At 56.4% G+C, this 20,968-nt stretch carries 26 protein-coding genes; 6 read left to right on the top strand and 20 right to left on the bottom strand.

The window, feature by feature from the left end; all coding sequences use genetic code 11:
* The first annotated feature begins 46 nt into the window (after positions 1-46).
* Both FFS28_RS08390 and dgcQ read left to right on the top strand, forming a co-directional pair.
* Positions 47-229 (top strand): YodC family protein, encoded by a 183-nt coding sequence (locus tag FFS28_RS08390; RefSeq protein WP_042320149.1) that lies wholly within the window; start codon positions 47-49, stop codon positions 227-229.
* Positions 230-307: 78 nt separating this feature from the next.
* On the top strand, positions 308-2,008 hold the full coding sequence (gene dgcQ, locus FFS28_RS08385) for a cellulose biosynthesis regulator diguanylate cyclase DgcQ (RefSeq protein WP_137849283.1): 1,701 nt from the start codon (positions 308-310) through the stop codon (positions 2,006-2,008).
* Here dgcQ and FFS28_RS08380 read toward each other — a convergent pair.
* Together FFS28_RS08380 and yodD are read right to left on the bottom strand one after the other, a co-directional pair.
* Positions 1,993-2,793 (bottom strand): mannosyl-3-phosphoglycerate phosphatase-related protein, encoded by an 801-nt coding sequence (locus tag FFS28_RS08380; RefSeq protein ID WP_137849282.1) that lies wholly within the window; start codon positions 2,791-2,793, stop codon positions 1,993-1,995. The two genes, dgcQ and FFS28_RS08380, sit on opposite strands and share 16 nt — an antisense overlap.
* A 300-nt stretch (positions 2,794-3,093) precedes the next feature.
* A complete protein-coding gene (yodD, locus tag FFS28_RS08375; RefSeq protein WP_042320145.1) occupies positions 3,094-3,321 on the bottom strand; it encodes a YodD family peroxide/acid resistance protein in 228 nt (75 codons plus the stop codon).
* A 129-nt stretch (positions 3,322-3,450) separates the two neighbouring features.
* Here yodD and dsrB point away from each other — a divergent pair, with 129 nt between their 5' ends.
* On the top strand, positions 3,451-3,639 hold the full coding sequence (dsrB, locus tag FFS28_RS21695; protein ID WP_003859583.1) for a protein DsrB: 189 nt from the start codon (positions 3,451-3,453) through the stop codon (positions 3,637-3,639).
* Positions 3,640-3,738: 99 nt separating this feature from the next.
* On the opposite strand, the gene rcsA is transcribed toward dsrB, so the two are convergent.
* From rcsA to fliF, 14 genes are all read right to left on the bottom strand, one after another.
* Positions 3,739-4,362: a transcriptional regulator RcsA gene (gene rcsA, locus FFS28_RS08365; RefSeq protein WP_006176221.1), complete on the bottom strand. Its 624-nt coding sequence runs from the start codon at positions 4,360-4,362 to the stop codon at positions 3,739-3,741.
* Positions 4,363-4,658: 296 nt separating this feature from the next.
* The gene (gene fliR, locus FFS28_RS08360) at positions 4,659-5,444 is read right to left on the bottom strand and encodes a flagellar biosynthetic protein FliR (RefSeq protein ID WP_006176220.1); all 786 of its coding nucleotides are present in this window, start codon (positions 5,442-5,444) and stop codon (positions 4,659-4,661) included.
* A 7-nt stretch (positions 5,445-5,451) separates the two neighbouring features.
* Positions 5,452-5,721, bottom strand: coding sequence for a flagellar biosynthesis protein FliQ (gene fliQ / locus FFS28_RS08355; RefSeq protein WP_006176219.1), 270 nt, complete (start codon positions 5,719-5,721; stop codon positions 5,452-5,454).
* 10 nt (positions 5,722-5,731) lie between these two features.
* A complete protein-coding gene (fliP, locus tag FFS28_RS08350; protein ID WP_137849281.1) occupies positions 5,732-6,469 on the bottom strand; it encodes a flagellar type III secretion system pore protein FliP in 738 nt (245 codons plus the stop codon).
* Entirely contained in the window at positions 6,469-6,843 is a 375-nt protein-coding gene (gene fliO / locus FFS28_RS08345) for a flagellar biosynthetic protein FliO (RefSeq protein ID WP_137849280.1), read from the bottom strand. The genes fliP and fliO overlap by 1 nt, the downstream gene beginning before the upstream one ends.
* Before the next feature lie 2 nt (positions 6,844-6,845).
* The gene (gene fliN, locus FFS28_RS08340) at positions 6,846-7,259 is read right to left on the bottom strand and encodes a flagellar motor switch protein FliN (protein ID WP_006176216.1); all 414 of its coding nucleotides are present in this window, start codon (positions 7,257-7,259) and stop codon (positions 6,846-6,848) included.
* Positions 7,256-8,260, bottom strand: coding sequence for a flagellar motor switch protein FliM (gene fliM, locus FFS28_RS08335; protein WP_006176215.1), 1,005 nt, complete (start codon positions 8,258-8,260; stop codon positions 7,256-7,258). The genes fliN and fliM overlap by 4 nt, the downstream gene beginning before the upstream one ends.
* Before the next feature lie 4 nt (positions 8,261-8,264).
* Positions 8,265-8,735 (bottom strand): flagellar basal body-associated protein FliL, encoded by a 471-nt coding sequence (fliL, locus tag FFS28_RS08330; protein ID WP_006176214.1) that lies wholly within the window; start codon positions 8,733-8,735, stop codon positions 8,265-8,267.
* Between the two features lie 106 nt (positions 8,736-8,841).
* On the bottom strand, positions 8,842-10,068 hold the full coding sequence (gene fliK / locus FFS28_RS08325; protein ID WP_137849279.1) for a flagellar hook length control protein FliK: 1,227 nt from the start codon (positions 10,066-10,068) through the stop codon (positions 8,842-8,844).
* A complete protein-coding gene (fliJ, locus tag FFS28_RS08320; protein WP_006176212.1) occupies positions 10,065-10,508 on the bottom strand; it encodes a flagellar export protein FliJ in 444 nt (147 codons plus the stop codon). The genes fliK and fliJ overlap by 4 nt, the downstream gene beginning before the upstream one ends.
* A gap of 21 nt (positions 10,509-10,529) precedes the next feature.
* A complete protein-coding gene (fliI, locus tag FFS28_RS08315) occupies positions 10,530-11,900 on the bottom strand; it encodes a flagellar protein export ATPase FliI (protein ID WP_006176211.1) in 1,371 nt (456 codons plus the stop codon).
* Positions 11,900-12,607: a flagellar assembly protein FliH gene (fliH, locus tag FFS28_RS08310; protein ID WP_058610153.1), complete on the bottom strand. Its 708-nt coding sequence runs from the start codon at positions 12,605-12,607 to the stop codon at positions 11,900-11,902. The genes fliI and fliH overlap by 1 nt, the downstream gene beginning before the upstream one ends.
* Positions 12,600-13,598: a flagellar motor switch protein FliG gene (fliG, locus tag FFS28_RS08305; RefSeq protein WP_006176209.1), complete on the bottom strand. Its 999-nt coding sequence runs from the start codon at positions 13,596-13,598 to the stop codon at positions 12,600-12,602. The genes fliH and fliG overlap by 8 nt, the downstream gene beginning before the upstream one ends.
* A complete protein-coding gene (fliF, locus tag FFS28_RS08300; RefSeq protein WP_058610154.1) occupies positions 13,591-15,270 on the bottom strand; it encodes a flagellar basal-body MS-ring/collar protein FliF in 1,680 nt (559 codons plus the stop codon). The genes fliG and fliF overlap by 8 nt, the downstream gene beginning before the upstream one ends.
* A gap of 228 nt (positions 15,271-15,498) precedes the next feature.
* On the opposite strand from fliF, the gene fliE reads away from it, so the two are divergent.
* Together fliE and yedD are read left to right on the top strand one after the other, a co-directional pair.
* On the top strand, positions 15,499-15,813 hold the full coding sequence (fliE, locus tag FFS28_RS08295; protein ID WP_006176207.1) for a flagellar hook-basal body complex protein FliE: 315 nt from the start codon (positions 15,499-15,501) through the stop codon (positions 15,811-15,813).
* A 75-nt stretch (positions 15,814-15,888) separates the two neighbouring features.
* Entirely contained in the window at positions 15,889-16,302 is a 414-nt protein-coding gene (yedD, locus tag FFS28_RS08290; RefSeq protein ID WP_137849278.1) for a lipoprotein YedD, read from the top strand.
* A gap of 82 nt (positions 16,303-16,384) precedes the next feature.
* Here the strand turns inward: yedD and amyA are convergent, their stop codons facing one another.
* From amyA to fliD, 4 genes are all read right to left on the bottom strand, one after another.
* Positions 16,385-17,872, bottom strand: coding sequence for an alpha-amylase (gene amyA, locus FFS28_RS08285; protein WP_137849277.1), 1,488 nt, complete (start codon positions 17,870-17,872; stop codon positions 16,385-16,387).
* Between the two features lie 103 nt (positions 17,873-17,975).
* Positions 17,976-18,335 carry a flagella biosynthesis regulatory protein FliT gene (gene fliT / locus FFS28_RS08280; protein ID WP_137849276.1) on the bottom strand — a complete coding sequence of 120 codons (360 nt, stop codon included), beginning with the start codon at positions 18,333-18,335 and terminating at the stop codon, positions 17,976-17,978.
* Complete coding sequence (gene fliS / locus FFS28_RS08275) at positions 18,335-18,745, bottom strand: flagellar export chaperone FliS (protein WP_137849275.1); 411 nt, start codon at positions 18,743-18,745, stop codon at positions 18,335-18,337. The genes fliT and fliS overlap by 1 nt, the downstream gene beginning before the upstream one ends.
* Before the next feature lie 24 nt (positions 18,746-18,769).
* Entirely contained in the window at positions 18,770-20,170 is a 1,401-nt protein-coding gene (gene fliD, locus FFS28_RS08270; RefSeq protein WP_137849274.1) for a flagellar filament capping protein FliD, read from the bottom strand.
* A gap of 238 nt (positions 20,171-20,408) precedes the next feature.
* Here fliD and FFS28_RS08265 point away from each other — a divergent pair.
* A partial coding sequence (locus FFS28_RS08265; RefSeq protein ID WP_502704964.1) for a flagellin N-terminal helical domain-containing protein occupies positions 20,409-20,968 on the top strand: 560 nt, incomplete at its 3' end.

The raw sequence follows: 20,968 nt of genomic DNA, 5'->3' as shown, positions 1-20,968 counted from the left end.
GTCCTCGTCTAAATTGAAACAGTTTCACCCTGATAAGGAGGCGGGTATGGTCTTTTTGGTCAGTGATGAAGTTAAGCCTAAAAATGGCGGCCCACGCATGATTGTCACCGGGTATTCCAGCGGAATGGTGGAGTGTCGATGGCATGATGGTTACGGCATTAAGCGGGAGGCGTTTCGTGAAGACGAGCTTCTCCCCGGTGACCGACGCCAGCAGCGCGATAAGGCTTGATCACGTAACGCCCGGCCTGGCCGGGCGTTTTTACTGGGCTTAATGTAGTAGATAAAGAGTGGCAATCAGGGAGTGTGTGTGCAACGCGATACCTTTGTTGTAAGACGGTCTTTTCTGCACGGGTTACGCACGCGTAGCAATCCAGGCCTGATTGTAAATGTCTGTTTTCTGGTGGTGCTGATCTTTTCTACGCTGCTGACGTGGCGTGAGGTGGTGGTGCTGGAGGAGGCGTATGTCTCAAGCCAGCGAAACCATCTGGACATCGTGGCGAATGCGCTGGACCGGCAGCTGCAGTTTAGCGTGGATAAGCTGCTTTTTTTTCGCAAAAGCATGAACGAGGCTCTGAGTACCCCGCTGGCGTTTGGCGTTCTGCAGGATGCCGTTTCGCGCTTTAACGCACTGCGGACAAAACCCTTCTGGCAGCTGGCCGTCGATAAATCCCGAACCTTGCCCGTGAACGGCGTCTCCGACGTTTTCGTCGAAAAAACCACGTTGCTGAACCGGGATAACGCGTTGCTTAACCATGAAATCTCGGCCGCGCTTGAGGTCGGGTATTTACTGCGCCTGGCCTCCTCTTCGTCCCGCCGGGAAACGCGGGCGATGTACGTTTCCCGCGCCGGATTCTGGCTCGCCACCGACGCACCGGCGAAAACCACCGACGCCATTTCACGTTATTACGCGTTCGTGACCCAGCCGTGGTTCACCGGGCAGTCCGAACGTGAAAACCGCGCGGGCGCAGTGCGCTGGTTTTATGCGTCGACCCCGTCAGCCGTCGATCCACAGTCAACCGTCACCGCCAGCGTACCGGTCTATCACGATCGCTACTGGTATGGCGTCATTGCCCTGGAATTTACCCAGGCAACCCTGCGGCGTTTGCTAATGGAGGCGGTAGATGACCGCACGGAAGGGGAGTATCAGCTGTACGACACCCGCCTTACGCTGATTGCCTCCTCTGAGCTTTCATCAGCCAACGTTAATCAATTCGACGCCGCCGAGCTTGCGCAGATTGCGAAGGCGATTGAGGGCGATACGGAAGGGGGGCTGCGCCTGGGCAGCCGCTATGTGAGCTGGGTCAGGCTGGGACATTTCGACGGCGTAATGCTGCGGGTCCACACGCTTGATGAAGGCGTGCGCGGCGAATTCGGCAGCATCAGTATCGTGCTGGCGCTCCTGTGGGCGTTGTTCAGCGCCATGCTGCTGATCTCCTGGCTGCTTATCCGGCGGATGGTCAGCAACATGTATACCCTCCAGCACTCATTGCAGTGGCAGGCCTGGCATGACCCGCTCACCCGGCTCCACAACCGCGGAGCGCTGTTTGAGCGTGCCAACAGGCTCGCCAGAGAGTGTCAGGCGCAGTCCCGGTCGTTTTCGGTTATCCAGATCGATCTTGACCACTTCAAGAACATCAATGACCGCTTCGGGCATCAGGCCGGGGATAAAGTGCTCTCTCATGCCGCAGGGCTGATTGCGGGCGGGTTGCGGCCCTGCGACGTCGCCGGGCGCGTGGGTGGAGAAGAGTTCTGCGTGGTACTGCCAGGTCTTGCCCTTCCGCAAGCGGCCGCCATTGCCGAGCGCATTCGCTCGCGCATCGACAGCAAAGAGATCCTGTTGAAAAAGAGTACGACGCTGCGCATCAGCGCCTCGTTTGGCGTGAGCTGCGCCCACGAGAAGGGGAACTACAATTTTGATCAGCTGCAGTCAATCGCCGACCTGCGCCTTTACCAGGCGAAACAGCGCGGACGCAATCAGGTGGTGTGGCAGGATCACGACAAGAAGTGATCCAGCCCCTCGCGCCAGCCTTCCGGGCCCGCGTGTTGCGTATGATAAACCCGCTCCGGCGAGTCGTTCACAAGCGTAATGCCCTGGCGGTTGATGCCTTTAATGACCACCGCATAATCAACGTTTTCCAGCAGCGGGGCGTCGTTGGGGCCATCCCCGAGGCCTAACGTCGTGGGTTCGATATTCTCATGCTGGCGGTACTGCTCAACCAGCCAGCGGGCCGCCACGTCTTTACCGCAGCGAACGTCCAGGACGTGCCAGAAGCGTGCCCCCTGCACCAGCTTAAGGCCGTGCTGGGCCAGTTCTTCTTCAAATTGCGCCATCTGTGCGTCGCTGTCGCGCCATATTAAGGTCACGGACGCCTCATGCTTGCAGGCGAGGGTGGCGCGAAGGCGGGTAAGCCCCGTCCATTCGCCAATGGTCTGAACATCCACATCGTCAAACGTCGTGAATTTGTATTGCCTGCTGGCACGTATCCGGGCAAGACACTGCGCAATGTCCTGGTGCGCCATTCCGCTGAGGCTTCGCGAGGTGTCTTCCCAGCGAACGTCAGGCTGAATAACCGCGCCGTTTTCGGCAATCAACGGCAGGCCATCCAGACCCAGCTCTCGCTGGATGTTCGCCATCTCTGCGGCGGTCTTGCTGCTGCACAGAACCACGGGGATTTGACGGTCGCGCAGCGTCTCGAGCCATGGCTTTGCAGGCTGCCAGTCATAGGTGTGAATATCGAGGAGTGTTCCATCCAGATCGGTGATGATGACCAGCGTCTCCTGCAGTGAAATCATAACTACTCCTGATTAAAAGTGGATGGCGCTCTAAGAATTTTCCTAAAAAAATTCTGAAAATGCGTGCGTTGTTTTGGAACCGATCCCGTGCAAGCCACGGAACATGCTAGTTGTACACTCATAACGTAAATGTACAGCCCTGTGATGGCATATTCCGTATGAGAATATATCCTTGTCATGCTAATACGTTAAGGATAGTGTTTCTCCCACATCAGATTTCCTGGTGTAACGAATTTTCAAGTGCTTCTTGCAAAAGCAAGTTTGATCCCGGTCATCCCCATGACCGGGATTTTTTTCGCCCTAGCGGTTCGCTTCCGACACGCTAAAGTCATGAATATCCAGCTCGAAGGCTTCGGCCAGTTCGCGGTAGGTATGGTAATCCCTCCCGTTTACCATCACCCTTTCGGAATCATCCTCTGCACGACGTACTTCGGACTCACTGATCTCATTGATGGCGGCCAGCAGGGCATCGACATCCACTTCGACTTCGCGTTTGATGGTGTCGCTATACTCTTTGTTGGTCTTCATTACGGGGTACCTCATATAAACGTGTCCACGGTTAAGTATAGACCGCACACAAAAACGGCATTCGCATCCGCCAGCGATGTCAGCTTATGCGTTTTGTTCTACACTGGCTCAAAACCACAGGAGGAATGTATGAAGGTCAACGATCGGGTAACCGTCAAAACGGACGGTGGGCCGCGCCGCCCGGGTGTGGTGCTGGCGATAGAGGAGTTCAACGAAGGCACCATGTACCTGGTGTCACTGGAAGACTACCCGCTCGGCATCTGGTTCTTTAATGAACTGGGTCATCCGGATGGCATTTTTGTGGAAACGGCAGAATAACGCGGCGTCGGGCAACGCGCCCGACTTTGCTGCTTCAACGCAAAAATCTCTGGCCAGGCCAGAGATCGAAGGTAGGGTACAGTAAGATGTTGAAAGGGGTTAGCGCATATTGACGAAAATTCCGTTTGTCACATTATCCGTCAGGCGTACGACGTGATAGATCACTTGCTTATTATGCGTTTTAATCTTCCTTTTAATATTTCCCTTATGTGACGAAACGGTTTTGGCTTTGATATTCATCTGGTCTGAGATTTGAATTGTCCCTTGCCCAGCCATCCACATTCTTAACATGCTCGATTCAGTTCTGCTTAATGAAAGCGTGGGTAAGTTAACCGCGCCTACATCTTTTACTTCTTTATTCAAATAGTCACCCAAAATGTCATCCAGCGACTCGGGTTTAATTGACTTTGAACTGATCAATAAATTTTTTCGAACCAACAAATATTCGTCGAAGTGAATATTCGCGATCGCCATAAAAACAATAAACAGAGTCTTAGGATGCTGATTAATGATTAGCTTAATTTTCTGACTGTTGGCTGGATCGTGTATGAAACAGTCCTCATTAATAAACACCACGCCGGGCCTGTGTTGGTCACAAGCGGCTGCAAGGTCGTCAACGGTGTGTGCATCGTTGATGTCTCTCTTTCTTACCCCTCTGCTTGCCAGATACCCGGTTAACCCTAGCCGGGTGTAACTGCATAAATCCATAATGATCGTTGACATGGCATACCCTCACTCAATGCGTAACGATAATTCACCATCTGCCTGAGAGCTCATAAACAGCCATACGGGATGGAAAAAACGTAATAAAACCTGTGAGCATCACAAAGACTTTCAGGCGGACTCACTATCCCGTAAAGTTACGTATAATTTGCCAGGAATCTTCTTAAAGTAAAGTAAATATTAAGTATTGTGAGGTGGTTAGAAACAATTAAACCGCGTCAGATATATCCTGGTAGATGTTTTTCGAGTTTTATTTTAGGAATATCCTCAGAAAGACATTGCGGTTAGGCGGGTTATTACTTTCGTGGCAATTCGCTGACAATATCCGCTAACAGGTTGAATAGTTCGCTGAATAAATGTTCGCAGAACGGAGCGATAAGTGGCATTAGCAATGACATTAATAAAATACCAACGGTCAGGGTCACCGGAAAACCAATCACAAATACGGAGAGCTGCGGGGCCATTCTGTTGAGTAACCCCAGCGAAAGGTTGACGGTTAGCAGCAGGGTGATGATTGGCAGCGCCAGCATCAGCCCGTTAAGGAAGATCAGGCCCGCAGCCCGCGTGAGCGCCAGAAACGCGTTGCTGTTGACGGGATTATCGCCTATCGGCAGCGTGTGAAAGGTGTCGACCAGCATGGAGATCAACCACAGATGGCCGTTGAAGGTGAGGAACAGCAGCATCGCCAGCATATCGATAATGCGCGCCAGCACCGGCATATTCAGATGGGAGCCGGGGTCGATGAAGGTCGCGAAAGAGAGCCCCATCTGCAGGCCAATCAGCTCACCGGCGGTACGCACGGCGGCAAACGCCAGTTGCATGGTAAACCCGACGGCCACGCCAATCATGATCTGCTGCAGCGCCACCCAGACTGCTTTTGCGGAAAAAATCGGGATATCAACCGGCGGCAGCGAAGGGGCAATAATAATGGTGATAATAATGCCCAGCCCGACCTTTACGCGCTTGGGAATGGTGCGTTCGCTGAGGATAGGGGCGGTGGAAATCAGCGCCAGAACGCGCAGCATCGGCCAAAAATAGAGGCCAAGCCACTGCATCCACTGGTCGCTGGTAAAGTGCAGCATCCTGTTATCAGCCGATGATGTAGGGAAGGTTGGTAAACAGGGTGCGCATGTAATCCAGCAGCAGATTCAGCATCCACGGCCCGGCCACGATGATCGCCACAAATACCGCGATGATTTTCGGGATAAAGGACAGCGTCATTTCGTTAATCTGCGTCGCGGCCTGCAGGATACTGATGACCAGACCGGTGACCAGCGCCACCAGCAGCAGCGGCGCGGCTACGGCAATCGCCACGCGCATTGCCTCCGTGCCCATCATCATGACCGATTCTGGCGTCATTGCGCGATCCTCAACTGTAGAAACTTTGCGCGAGGGAACTGACCAGCAGCTGCCAGCCGTCGACCAGGACAAAAAGCATGATTTTGAAGGGCAGGGCAATGGTAGCGGGGGGAACCATCATCATACCCAGCGCCATCAGCACGCTGGCGATCACCAGGTCGATGATCAGGAACGGAATGAAGATCGTAAAGCCAATCTGGAATGCCGTTTTCAGCTCGCTGGTTACGTACGCTGGCAGCAGAATGCGCATCGGAACGGCTTCCGGCCCCTGCAATTCGCCGGTGTTGGCCAGGCGGGCGAACAGCGCCAGATCCGCTTCACGCGTCTGGCGCAGCATAAATTCGCGCAATGGCTGAGCGCCTTTTTCCAGCGCGACCTCCATCGAGATCTTATCTTCGCTGAACGGCTGATAGGCGTCGGTGTAAATTTTATCGATCACCGGCGACATAATGAAAAAGGTCAGGAACAGCGCCAGCCCGAGCAGAACCTGGTTAGGCGGTGCGGACGGCGTGCCGAGGGCGTTTCGCAGCAGACCAAAGACGATGATGATGCGGGTGAAGCTGGTCATCATCAGCAGGATTGCAGGAAGAAACGTCAGCGAGGTGATAAACACCAGCGTCTGCACGGGCAGGGACCAGCTTTGTCCGCCACCCGCCATCGGGGTGGAGATCAGGCCCGGCAGCTGGGCGTAAACGGCAGGGGCAAACAGGCCAAGGCCGGCAAGCGTAAGGGATAACAAACGGCGCATCAGGATCTCCCGGAACGCTTAAGCAAACTCTTCATGATGGACTGAAAATCCGCCGGGGCGTCTGTCGTCACGTCATCTACGACGGGCGCAGGAGGCAGTTTATGGAGCACGTTGATCGTCGTGGCGGTCACGCCAAGAACCAGGCGCGCATCTTCAACGTCAACAATGACCACGCGCTCGCGTGGCCCAAGCGTGGTGCTGGCACTGACCTTCAGACCGCGCCCGGCGGCGGTTTTACCCGCCACGCCAAAGCGCTTTGCCAGCCATGCGGCAATAAGAATAAAGGCAATAATACCGAACAGGGCGCCGCTCACCTGGAGCAGCGGCGAACCCGGTACCGCTGAGGGTTGGGATACTGTTGCCTGGGTTTTCATCGTTAGCGGCTCAGACGACGCATACGTTCGGATGGGGTAATGATGTCGGTAATACGCACGCCGTATTTATCCGCCACGACCACCACTTCCCCCTGGGCAATCAGATAACCGTTGATCAGAATATCCAGCGGCTCACCGGCCAGGCCGTCAAGGGCAACAACCGAACCCTGCGTCAGGCGCAGCAGCTCTTTAATGGTCATCCGGGTGCGTCCCAGCTCCACGGTCAGTTTGACCGGGATATCCATGATCAGGTCGATATCCTGCAGCGTACCGCTGACGTCACCGCCGCCTAACTGCTGGAACACGGCATCCGCCGCGCTTTTGCCCGGGGTGGTTTTTTGCTCGTTCAACGCATCAGCCCACAGATCGTCCAGTGCTCCGCTGTTTTCATCGGACGGATTGTTCATGTCACTCATTTGGGCTGTTCCTCATTCAGCGAATTCAAAATCGGGTTGATCAAGTGCTCAACGCGTAGCGCATACTGGCCGTTTATCGTGCCGTACTGGCTTGTCAGCACGGGTACGCCATCCACATGGGCAATAATGCGGTCGGGTTTGTCTATCGGCAGAACATCGCCGGGTTGTAATTTCAGGATCTGGGATAAGCGCATCGACACGTCGGCGAAGTTAGCCACCAGCTCCAGCTGCGAGTGCTGAACCTGACGCACCAGATTTTCGCGCCAGTTCTGATCTTCATGGCGTGAGTTTTCCAGCGGCGGGTTGACCAGCAGCTCGCGAAGCGGCTCGATCATGCTGAACGGCAGGCAGATATTGAACTCGCCGGTCAGGTTGCCAATTTCCACATGGAACGGGGTATTCACCACGATATCGTTCGGCGAGGTGGTGATGTTGGTGAACTTCACCTGCATCTCGGAACGCACGTACTCCACTTCCAGCGGGTTAATCGCTTTCCACGCGTCGCTGTAGGATTCCAGCGCCAGCTTCAGCATGCGGTTGATTACGCGCTGCTCGGTGTGGGTAAATTCACGACCTTCCACCTTCGTCGGGAAGCGGCCATCTCCGCCAAACAGGTTATCAACCGCGATAAACACCAGGCTTGGCGAAAACACCACCAGACCGGTGCCGCGCAGCGGCTTGAGGTGGATCAGGTTAAGGTTGGTCGGCACCGGCAGGTTGCGGGCAAACTCATGATAGGGCTGAATGCGGATCGCGCCGACGGTGATGTCCGGGCTACGACGCAGCAGGTTGAACAGCCCCATACGGAACTGACGCGCAAAACGTTCGTTGATAATCTCCAGCGCCTGAAGACGCTCGCGCACCACGCGACGCTGGGTATTCGGGTCGTAGGGACGAATGTTATCGTCACCGGCCAGACCCGGCTTTGGCTCATCGTTTTTATCGCTATCGCCGTTAAGCAGCGCGTCGATTTCTGCCTGAGAAAGAATGCTATCGCCCATGTCGTTACCGCAAAATGAAAGCTGTATACAGAACGTCGGTGACTTCCTGCTTAGGTTGACCATGGACCAGCGGTGTCGCCAGCGTCTGCTTAATGGCATCGACCAGCTTTTGCTTGCCGTCATCGGAGGCCAGCGCCGAGGCGTCCTGACGCGAGAACAGCAGCAGCAGGCGGCTGCGCACTTCAGGCAGATAATCGTTGAGACGGGCGCGCGTGGCTTCGTCTTTCAGGCGCAGCGTAATGCCGATGTACAGCACGCGGTCCGCATCGCCCAGGTTCACGGTAAACGTATCCAGCGGGAAGAAGACCGGTGCCGGTGGCGGCGGTGCTTCTGCTTTGGCGGCAGCGCCGGTCGGTTCCTGCTGCATACGCCAGTAACTGTAGCCTGCAGTGGCGCAGGCGGCGAGCGTGATCAACACCAGCAGCGGGATCCAGATGGAACGCTTACTTTTTTTGGTGATAGCGGAGTCAGTCATCTGATACGAGCTTCCTGTTTCGGTACAGCTTAATACGGTGATTATCCCGTGTCCGGCTTAGGTCAAAGCGTGGAAAAGACGGGGATAATCACGTTACCTCTGGCGTTTAGGCGAAGATGTCTACCGCGCCGTTACCGCGCGCGGCGGATTGCAGGGACGCGGGAGCAATAAGCAGGTCGTCACTCTCTTCATTGAAGCCCCCCTGCTGGCCGGAGCGGGAGGCATGCTGTTGCTGCTCAGAGGAAGACTGTTGCTGCCCGGCAAAACTCTCGCTGCTGACGCTGCTCTGGGAAAGCTGAATGCCGTTTTCAGCGAGCTGGGTGCGCAGCATTGGCAGTGCGGCTTCCAGCGCCGCGCGAACGTGGCTGTGCGGCGACACCAGCTGCAGCTGCGCCTGGTTATCATCGAGCTTAAGGGAAATCTGTACCTGACCGAGATCTTCCGGATGGAGACGCAGCTCAGCTGACTGTTGTCCCTGCTTCGTGAACAGCGTGATGTGCTGGCTCAGCGTTTGCTGCCATTCCGGTGTACCGAGCGGCTGGCTCAACACCGGGGCCGTCGCAACGGTTGCCGCAGGCTGTGAAGGCGCAGGGGTACTCACCATCGGCGCAAGCGTGGCGGTTGGCGCGGTGGCGGTAGACGTCGAGGCTGCCGCGATATCCTGTTTCTCCGCTACGCCGTTCGCAACCGGCGCGACGGGCACAGAGGCGTCAGCACCTTGCGCAAGGGGCTGGTATGGCGAGGCGGTTTTGCCCTCATCGCGACCCGGCAGGTCAGCGGTCAACGCGTGTCGCCCGGCAGTGGACGGCGTCAGTGCGGCGGAGGGAAGGGACGCGCGGGCGCTCAGGCCTTCGGCGCTCTTCGGCTGCGCGGCAACCGCCGTCTGCTGGTGCGGCAGCATGGCCATTAACGCGCTAAGCCCGGCCAGCTCCTCGTCAGTGAGCGAGGTTTTCGCCTCTTCTTTCGCTGCCGCCGTGGTTAACGACTTCAGCGCGTCACCGTGGGCCGCAGGCGCAAGACCGGCCACCAGGGTTTGCAGCGCGGTAGAGTGCGGCGCGTCCTCCTCGACCAGGGTCTCCTGGCGGGCGAGAAGGTCGGCAAGTTTTGCCTGTAGCGGGGTGTTATCCCCTTTCGCCGCGGCTTTCGACAGCGTGCTGCCGGCGGCTTTCAGGTCTGCCAGGGTTAGCGGCGCATCTTTGCCCTGACCGCCGGTTTCCGTCAGCGCGCCCGCCAGCAGGGAGAGAAAATCCTGTGCACCCTCGGTGCCTTTCCCCGTCTGCGTGCCGCCTGACAGGTCGCTGTCGGTCATCAGCAGTTGTTGCAGTGTGATCATTCCGGTTTCCTCATTGATGCGCGCTGGGCAAACTCATCCATTTTTTTCTGATCCAGACGGTTCTCCGCCAGGGTCGATGCGGCGATCTGCCGGTCCTGTAAGGTTTGCCAGGCCTGCAGTCGTTGTTTTTTCTCGCGCCAGAAGTTGAGCGCGATGTCGACTTTTTCCGTCCACTGAAAAAGCTGCTGACGATGCTGTTCAATCGCTTTTTCCAGGGTCTGAATAAACTGCTGGTAGTTGATCCAGCGCTGGCTGCCGATGCCCTGCGTCATGTCGGTATTAAGGTTGGTGCGATACTCGTGCTGATAGTCGATTAACATCTTCAACTGTTCTTCAGCCTGCTGACATCCGCGCCGCATTGCGCCAAGCTGCAGTGCGGCATCATCAACTTCTTTTTCAGCCAGATCTTTTAGCGTTGATAACGCGCTGTTTTGCGCCATGACCTTCGCCCTCCACCTGTGTTACACCTGCGGGAAAATCAGCTCCAGAGCCTGAAGCGAGTCTTCCCAGTCGGCGCGTTCAAAAATACCTTGTTGCAGAAACGCCTCCAGCTGTGGCCAGAGGGTAATCGCTTTATCGAGCATCGGATCGCTGCCTTTGGCATACGCCCCGACGCTGACCAGATCGCGGTTACGCTGGAAGCTGGAGAGCAGTTGTTTGAAGTTACGCACGCGGGCGTAGTGCTTCTCGGTTATCAGGGCCGTCATTGCACGGCTGATGGATGCTTCAATATCGATAGCCGGATAGTGCCCGGCTTCGGCGAGACGGCGCGATAACACAATGTGGCCGTCGAGGATCGCGCGCGCGGAGTCAGCAATCGGATCCTGCTGGTCATCGCCTTCGGTCAGCACCGTATAAAACGCGGTAATCGAGCCACCGCCTGTAATTCCGTTCCCCGCGCGTTCAACCAGCGCGGGCAGTTTGGCAAACACCGAGGGCGGATAGCCCTTGGTCGCCGGGGGTTCACCGATGGCCAGCGCGATTTCACGCTGCGCCATGGCATAACGGGTTAAGGAGTCCATGATCAGCAGGACGTGCTGCCCGCGGTCGCGAAAATCTTCCGCAATGCGGGTGGCATACGCGGCACCCTGCATACGCAGCAGCGGGGAGACATCCGCCGGGGCGGCAATCACCACCGAGCGCGCGCGGCCCTCTGCGCCGAGGATGTTCTCGATGAAGTCTTTGACCTCGCGACCACGTTCGCCGATCAGGCCCACCACGATCACGTCGGCCTGGGTATAGCGCGCCATCATGCCGAGCAGGACCGATTTCCCCACGCCGGAACCGGCGAACAGCCCCATACGCTGCCCGCGACCGACGGTCAGCAGGGCGTTGATGGGGCGAACGCCCGTATCGAGTACATGTTCAATGGCGGTACGTTGCAGGGGGTTAAACGGCTGGGTGATCAGCGCGCCGGTTTCCGTGGTATCCGGGGAGGGCAGGCCATCAAGCGGTTTGCCGCCGCCGTCCAGCACGCGGCCCAGCAGCGCCGGGCCAAGCGGCAGCTGTTTGCCGCTCTGTAATCCGTCGCCGCTCATATTTTTGGCGTAAACCCGCGCGCCGGGCAGAATGCCTTCCACCTCTTCAAGCGGCATCAGGAACAGGCGCTGGCCGTTGAAGCCGACCACTTCGCTTTCCACCTCACGCATCTCCGGCCCGTCCTGACGCTCAATCACGCAGGTGGCGCCGAGCGGAAGCTGCAGGCCCGTTGCCTCAAGCACCAGTCCGGTGGCGCGCGTTAAGCGGCCATAGCGACGCACCGAGGGGAGTTGCGTCATCTTTGTCTCGAAGTTATCGAGCGTGTTCAGCCAGCGGGTGAGGCGTGCGGTCATCAGACGACTCCCGGTGCCGCCAGACGGCACAGTTCCTGCCAGCGCGTCGCCACGCTGGCATCCAGATCGCCTTCATCGGCAGAGACTTTGCAGCCCCCGTGATGCAAGGAAGGGTCGCCGCGCAGACGCCAGCCATGCAGGCTGAGGGTCGCGCCGAGGCTCTCTTCAACGCGCTGTAAATCATCGGGGTGTACGCGCAGCTGCGGTTTGCCGCTGAACAATGGCTCCTGCTGGAGCAGACCCTGGATCTGTTTAATCAGCGCCGAGTTATCCACCACCGGCGTCTGGCCAATGACCTGGCGGGCGGCTTCCAGTGCCATCTGCATCAGGCGCGAGGCGATCACGCTGTCCAGCGCGTCCAGGGTGTGCTGGAACTCGCTTACCAGCTGCTGCATCCGGGCATGAAGCGGCGCCTGCTGCTGGCGCGCCTGCTCCTGACCTGCTTCCAGGCCTTTCGCCAGCCCTTCCTGGTAGCCCTGTTCGTGGCCTTTCTGTCGGCCTTCGTTCATGCCCGCGTTAAAACCCTGCTCGTGCGCCTGCATTTGCAGCTGGGCCAGCATTTGCGCCCGCTGCTCTTCTTCGCTCAGTTCCGGGACATCTGCCCCGGCATCATCCTCGTCGGGCGCGGCCATAGCGGGTCTGAACTCCGCCACAGGCGGGGCCAGATCGTCAGGCGTCCAGGGCTTCCACGACAGCTCATTAGACATAGGTGTCGTCTCCGCTGCCGATCACCATCTCGCCGGTCTCTGCCAGACGGCGAACGATAAGCAGGATGGCTTTCTGTTCGTTTTCCACCTGAGACAGACGGACCGGGCCACGGTTGGCCAGATCGTCGCGCAGGATATCGGCTGCACGCTGCGACATGTTGCGCAGGAACTTCTCGCGCAGCGGCTGTTCGGCACCCTTGAGGGCGATAAGCAGCGATTCGGAGTCCACTTCCTGAAGCAGGCGCTGGATGCTGCGATCGTCCACTTCGACCAGGTTTTCGAACAGGAACATCTCGTCGATGATCTTTTGCGCCAGCTCGCCATCGAACTCGCGAACCGCGGTAATGACCGCCTCTTCCTGCTGGGTTTTCATCAGGTTGATGATCTCGGCTGCGGTTCTCACGCCGCCCATTTTGCTGCGCTTGAGGTTCTGACCGTCGAGCAGGTTGTTCAGCACTTCCGTCAGTTCCGCCAGCGCGGCAGGCTGCACGCCGCCGAAGGTGGCGATACGCAGCATCACGTCGTGGCGCAGACGTTCGTCGAACAGCGCCAGAATATCGGCCGCCTGACCCCGTTTGAGGTGTACCAGGATGGTGGCGATAATCTGCGGGTGCTCGTCGCGAATAAGGTCGGCGGCACTCTGCGGCTCCATAAAGTTGAGCGTCTCGATGCCGCTGGCGGTATCGCGGGTTTCAAGAATATCTTCCAGCAGGCTGGCGGCACGCTCTTCGCCAAGCGCTTTAACCAGCACGGAGCGCAAGTAATCGTTGGCGTTGATGTTGAGCGCCGCAAACTGCTCGGCTTCCTGCTCAAACTCCGCCAGCACTTCGGTCAACTGCTTGTTGGAGATCTGACGCACGTTCGCCATCGCGGCGCTGAGGATCTGCACTTCGCGCTGGGAGAGGTGTTTAAACACCTCCGCCGCGCGGTCTTCGCCAATGGTCATCAGCAGGATGACGCTTTTATCGGTGCCCGTAAGCGTATTACTCATGTTCGTTACCCATCCACTGACGGATGACCAGCGCGACGACGCGCGGATCGTTGTCTGACATTTCGCGAATGCGCTGGCTCATCACCTCGGCACCCATACGCTGATTAGCGCGACGCTGCTGGATCTGTTCGTCTTTGCTGAGGCGAACTTCAACGGCTTCTTCCGTATCCTGACGCGTGACCTGCTGCTCTTGCGCGGCCTTCTCGGCTTCTGCACGGCGCTGGAGCTGCGGACGCACGCCCTTACGCCACAGCAGCCAGGCGACAATCAGCACCAGCAGCCAGCGGCCTGCGGACATCAGCTGGTCGATAAACGCCTGCTGTTGCCAGAACGGCAGTTCACCACCGGTTTCATCCACCGAGCTGAATGGCGAGTTCACCACGTTGAGGGTGTCGCCACGCTTCTCTGAATACCCCATGGCTTCACGGGTCAGATCTTCAATCTGCTTCATCTGCTCGGTGGTGAGCGGCAGCGGCTTGCCGTCCGGCAGCGTTTTATAGTTCACCACCACGGCAACCGACAGGCGCTGCACATCGCCCACGTTCAGCTTGGTGTGGCGGATAGTACGGTCGACTTCATAGTTAGTGGTTTCGTTACGGCTGCTGGTGCGCGGGCCTGAACTGGCCGCCGTTGAGGTGGTTTGCGCGTTGTTTTGCTGGCCGTTCTGCTGGTTCGCTGCAGGCGTAGTAATCGGCGCTGCGTTAGCCGGTGCAGGCTGGTTTGAGAGTGCGCCCGGCACGCCGCCAGGGTAAGGTCCGCCGACCTGCTCATTCTCATTCACCTGGCGCGAACGCATCACCGCCTGAGACGGGTTACCGTTCGGGCTGTACTGCTCTTCGGTCTGTTCTTTATTGGCGAAGTCGATCTGCGCGGTGACCTGCGCGTGCACGTTGCTGCTACCCACAACCGGGCCAAGGATCGCTTCGATACGACGCTGGAGGCGGCCTTCGACGTCCGCGGCGTATTTCAGCTGCGCGTCGTTCAGATCGCGACCGGCGCTATTGGACTGGGTCAGCAGGTGGCCGCTCTGATCGACCAGAGTAACGTTACCCGGCGGCAGACCGGCAACCGCGCTGGACACCAGGTGGGTCACGGCGCTGATTTGTCCTTCGTCGAGCGCGCGGCCCGGCTCGAGATTAACGGTCACGGAAGCAGAAGGAGACTTTTGTTCACGCACGAACAGGGACGGTTTCGGCATCGCCAGGTGCACGCGGGCACTCTTGACCGGACCTAAGGTTTCAATGGTGCGGGCCAGTTCGCCTTCCAGCGCGCGCTGGTAGTTCACCTGCTCGCTGAACTGACTGATACCGAATTTTTCCTGGTCCAGCAGTTCAAAACCGACCGCGCCGCCTTTCGGCAGCCCTTGCTGCGCCAGACGCAGACGAAGCTCATGCACCTTATCTGCGGGCACTTCCAGCGCGCCGCCGTTATCAGCAAAGCGATAAGGGATATTCATCTGGGTAAGCTGGGTGACGATGGCACCGCCATCCTGATCGGAAAGGTTACTGTAAAGGGTGCGGTAATCCGGGCTTTTCGCCCATAAGACCATTGCTACCAGTATCGCAATTGCGGCAGCGCCTGCCACGATCAACGGGATTTTAGGGTTCGCGCGAAGGCGGTTCATCCACTCAAGTGATTTATTTTGTGGCGCTGTCGATGCTGCTGCACTCATTGCGCACCTCTTAAATCCTGGTGGTTTACGTTATTCGTGTAGAGAAACAAAACTGACTCCCGGGTCGGCAAACACGACAAAAGTTCCATATTGATGGCACTGCCATTATTTGATGATTCGGGATTTTCTATGCGTCAAATAACCTGGTTTTTTCACGTTATTTACCGCCATTATCTTATTGACAAGCTGTTAGTCTTGACCCCGTAAAAAACCATCCAGGGGAGAGTCATGGCTATTCAGGGCATTGAAGGGGTACTCAGTCAGCTGCAGGCGACGGCGGTGTCGGCACGCAGTCAGAACGTGGCGGAACAACAGCCGGGCATCAGTTTTGCGGGGCAACTGCACGCCGCGCTTGACCGCATCAGCGAGACCCAGACGGCGGCGCGTACCCAGGCCGAGAAATTTAGCCTCGGCGAGCCGGGCGTGGCGCTGAACGATGTGATGACCGATTTGCAAAAAGCATCGGTCTCCCTGCAGATGGGGATCCAGGTACGTAACAAGCTGATCTCGGCCTATCAGGACGTCATGTCGATGCAGGTGTAGCGCCAACGCATCTTACGCTGGCGGCCTCAACGCTTTAATGCCACAATATTTTTTTCTTCGCACGCGGGAAAGATGATGAAAAAAATAGTATTTGCTGGCGCACTGCTGGCGTTGACCGGATGTGTACAGGTCGAGAATTACCAGGACGTGATTAAGCATCCTGCTCCGGCGCAGCTGACGGGGTACTGGCAGTCAAAAGGGCCGCAAAGCAGCATGGTAAGCCCGGAGGCGATTGCCACGCTGGTGGTGACGCAGGAGGGCGATACGCTGGATTGCCGCCAGTGGCAGCGCGTTCTGGCGGTGCCAGGCAAACTGATGCTCCGTTCGGATGACTACTATAACGTGACCCAAAAGCGCGATGTGTATCCGCTTGAGATTGACGATGGCGTGCTGGAGTATGACGGCATGGAGCTTCACCGGGTTGACCGTCCAACGGTCGAGTGCGCTGACTTCCTCAGCAAACATCCGCTGGAGAGTCAGCTTCCTTAGCGTTTTTAGCCGGGTGGCGGCTGCGCCTTACCCGGCCTACCAAACCCTGGCCCGGAAGGTCTTAGCGCCACCTGGCAAGCATTTACAACGCGTCCTCAATCACCCACACGCTGACGCTTCCGCCATTGCAGGTAAAGGTGCCTTCGCCATCCGCTGCGGTAGTCACCGTCTCTTCCCGGTTGCCAAGAAAATCACGCCAGGTTTTGTTGCCGTAGTTCTCGCCAAGGCAGATCGTCTTCTCGCCGTCATCGCCATTGGAAAGGACCACCACGCAGCCGGGGTCGTCTTCGGTTCCACTGCGGCTAAACGCAATGCAGTTGGGGTGATCGAAGAACAGGGTTTGTACCCCGTGCGCAAAACGCTGGCGGGCGAGGATCAACTCGTGAAGCTGTTCAATGACCGGCATCTCAATGTGATACGTCTCGCCGTCACCGCCGGTGTCGTCGTAGGTCGCACCGAACAAATCGGGATAGAACACGCTCGGCACGCCGTTCTCGCGCAGCAGAATAAGCGCATACGCCAGCGGTTTGAACCAGGCTTCTACCGGCGCTTCCAGCGCCTGCAGCGGCTGGGTGTCGTGGTTAGCCACCAGGGTGACGGCGTGGAACGGGTCCGTTTCAACCAGGGTGCCGGTAAAGATCTGGCTCATGTCGTAGTCGCGACCCATGCGCGACGCTTCGTGGAAATTCATCTGCAGCGGGGCGTCGAACAGCATGGTTTTGCCTTCGACCTGATCGATATAGTTCTTCAGCGCGTCGACGTCGTGTGACCAGTATTCTGCCACCACGAACAGCGGTTTTTCCGACACTTCCTGAACGTGTTCAATCCACTCTTTATAGAACCAGGCGGGAATGTGCTTAACCGCATCCAGACGGAAGCCATCGCACTGCGTCTGTTCCATCACCCAGCGTGCCCAGTATTTGATCTCTTCGGTAACGGCACGATTGCGAAAATCGATGTTTTCGCCCATCAGGTAGTCGAAGTTACCCATTTCATTATCGACCTGATCGTTCCAGCCATCGCCGGTGTAATCGTTAACGATTTTAAAGATGCCGTCTTCGTTGGGGTTTTCGATATGGTCAATGCCGCTGAAACATTTATAGTCCCAGACGAACTGCGAATACTGCCCCGCGCGAACGGGGAAGCTGTAGCGGGTCCAGGCCTCACACTCGATGATTTCATCGTCAATCTGCGTGCGATCCTCCTGATTCACGCGCTGCACGCGAACAGTCTCTTTCTCGTCCGCCCCCATTTTGTGGTTAACCACCACGTCCAGCAGCACCGCAATGTCATTGCTTTTCAGGGCGTTGATGGCCTCAAGCAGCTGGGCCTTGTCACCATATTTCGTGGCCACGCTGCCTTTCTGGTCAAACTCGCCAAGGTCGAACAGATCGTACGAGTCGTAACCCACGGAATAGCCGCCGGATGCGCCTTTATACGCCGGGGGCAGCCAGACCATATTGATGCCGATTTCATTCAGATTTGGGGCTAACGCCGTGACCTCGGGCCATAACTCGCCGCCAGTAGGGTAGTACCAGTGAAAACATTGTAACAGGGTGGGGTTTTTCATCGTCCGTGCTCCAGATTGAGAACATAGAGAGTATGGGCGAGGCGGGAGAAAAAGGCGGATGAAATAACAAAATATTATTCATCCGCTTACGGTCATACCCTGTTCAGAGATCGGTAGGGTAAAGAACATTTCCTGATAAACGTCCATAGGTTGCATTCAGATTATGTTGTCTCGATGTCTGTCCAACCAGTGCCCGCAACTCTTCCATGCGCTGTTGCAGTAAGGTTTTTAGCTCCACTTCATTATCGAGGATCTGTCGCAGAATAGGGCGGATCTGTGCCTGCATGGCCGCAGGAATATCGCTGGCATCCTGAAAAAGAGTAAGCTTTTCGACTGCCGTAAGGTAATCAACCTCGTAAGCAATAAGATCGTCCCACCGTCCGGCTTTGGTCAGTGCGAGCATGGTCGTGCTGGTTTTTAACAACTGCTGATAGTGTTGGAGCAACCCGAGATTGACGTCCATTAGTAATTGTCCCGCATGTTTTGAGAATGGGGGCCTATCTCTTTCCAGGCTTCAGCGATGTTGTTCAGCAACTCCACCACTTCATTAATGGCATCGATGTCATTATGGAGGTTGGCCTGTAAAAGACGCCTTGTCATATAGTCGTAAAGACTATCAAGGTTTGCAGTTAAATCGCCGCCAACGTCATGATTAAGACCTGACTGCAAACCGTTGCTGATAATATTGATAGCTTTACTTAAGGCCTGCCCTTTACCGGGAATATCGCCTTGTTCAATCAAAATGGCGGCTTTTTTCATGGCGCTTAATGCGCCATCAAAAAGAAGTACCACCAGTTGATGCGGGCTGGCGCTCAGGACGGCAGATTCAACACCGACCTGGGCGTAAGCCTGAATTCCCGATTTTGTATACATGGTAAAACCTCAATTCATCATTCATTAACTGTTCATGGCATTGAACTGTTGGGTCAGGTAGCTGCCCGTAGAGTCCATCTGCGACACCAGCTGACTCAAACTTGTAAACTGCGTTTTGTAGCGCGCCATGGTGGCGGTAATCTGCGCATTGACGCGATCGTACTCTTCGGACAGGTTTTTCAGCGTCTTGTTAATACCATCGGTGGCGCTTTTAACCGAACCGTCGTTGCCCAACATGGTTTTCAGCAGGTTGCTGGTTTCCGTGGCGAACCCGGTGGTTTTGCCATCTCCCGACAGGAATGAAACCACGTCGGCCGATTTTTCATTCAGCGCTTTGTTGAGTTTGGTACTGTCTACGGTCAGCTTGCCGGTAAGATCCTGAGTGACGCCGAGCTGAGACAGTAATCCCAGGTTGCCGCCCTGTGAGCTGGAAAGCTTTGAACGAAGCTGCGTTTGAATGCTGCGCAACGTGCCATCACCTAACAGGTCACCGTTACTGGTGTCTTGCGTACCGCTGCCCTGATCAACCGAGGTGTACTTCGTCTGATTAGTGATCGTCGTTTGCAGCGAGTTATAAGCATCCACAAACGCCTGGATCGCATCCACCATCGGCTGGTTATCTTTCACCACCGTCAGGGTTTCCGGGTTACCTGTATTCGTTTTAGTCAGGTTAAGCGTCACGCCTTCAGGTGCGTCTGTAATAGTGTTGCTGCTACGGGTGATTTCAATCCCGTTAATTTTCACCACGGCGTCTGACGCTTTAACCTGCTCCGTCATCGCACTGGATGAACCGCTCTCGTCGTAGCTGATGTACTGCGCTAAGGCTGCATCGTCGGTTGAGACGGTCATTTTATTCGTCGTACCGCTGTCGCGTGAGGTCAGCGACAGGTAGTAGCTGTTATCGTCCGCTTTAATGATACTTGCGGTAACGCTGCCCTGTTTGGCGTTAATGGCATCGCGCACGTCAGCCAGGCTGGTTTTATCACTCGCCAGCGTCACGGTCATCGGATCTTTCTGGCCCGGCTGGGAGATCGTGATGGTGCGCGAACTCATGCTGCTGTCGCCGAGATCGGTATCTTTACTCGCCACTTTCGGGCTGAGTAACGATTGCGCCGCGGCAAGCTTGTTTACCTCAACAGAATAGGTTCCTGCTGTCGCGTTATTCGCAAGCGATGCGCTAAACGCAGTATTAGTGCTGGACACTTTTGCCTGAGCAATAGACGACGTATTTTTCAGCGCGTCAGTCGCGGTCTGTAATTTGGTTAATGATGTCTGCACCACGTTCCAGGCCGTCAGCTTTGCTTTATAAGAGGTCTGCTGCGTGGTAATCGGCGTCAGCTTGGTTTGCTCTGCTGTTTGTAAGTTGTCATACAGGGTGCTGAGTCCAAGATTGGTACCTGCGCCGAGCGAACTGATACTTGCCATTTTTTCATCCTTTATTGAGACAATCACTGGATGCACTATCGGCAGAAACGAGAAAAAGATTAGCGTTATTTTTTAAATCTAATGCCGGAATAAAGCGGGGGAATATCGGGCAGTTTGCGTCTTTAAAAAAATGATCTTTTTTTCTAAAGATCGAGAAAGGGGTGTCGATAATCTGATTGACGGTGAGAAAGCCGTAGGCAGATGCCTGATATCGACAACTTTTTCAAAGGAATACACCATGGCTGTTATTAATACTAACACCCTGTCTCTGATGACTCAGAACAACCTGACTAAGTCTCAGTCTTCCCTGGGCACCGCGATTGAGCGTCTGTCCTCCGGCCTGCGTATTAACAGCGCGAAAGATGACGCTGCAGGCCAGGCAATCGCCAACCGTTTCACGTCTAACATCAACGGCCTGACCGTTGCTGCACGTAACGCCAACGACGGTATCTCTCTGGCGCAGACCGCTGAAGGCGCGCTGGGCGAAATCAACAACAACCTGCAGCGTATCCGTGACCTGACCGTTCAGGCGCAGAACAGCTCTAACTCCGCATCTGATATCGACTCCATTCAGGCGGAAGTGAACGAGCGTATGAAGGAAGTTAACCGCGTTACGTCCCAGACCGACTTCAACGGCATCAAAGTGCTGAACACCGGTTCCGGCACCAGCAACTACAGCTTCCAGGTTGGCGCGAAAGATGGTGAAACCATCGGCATCACCCTGAGCGCGAGCGACAGCTTCAACCTGGCGGCTGCTGGCGCGTCCGGCGGTGCACTGAACACCAAAACCATGGCATC

The organism is Enterobacter sp. 2VL (assembly GCF_005503595.1).
In the GTDB taxonomy this organism is placed as follows: Bacteria; Pseudomonadota; Gammaproteobacteria; order Enterobacterales; family Enterobacteriaceae; genus Enterobacter; species Enterobacter cancerogenus.
The sequence above is the reverse complement of the archived record's forward strand: the minus strand, read 5'-3'. Positions and strand labels throughout refer to the sequence as shown.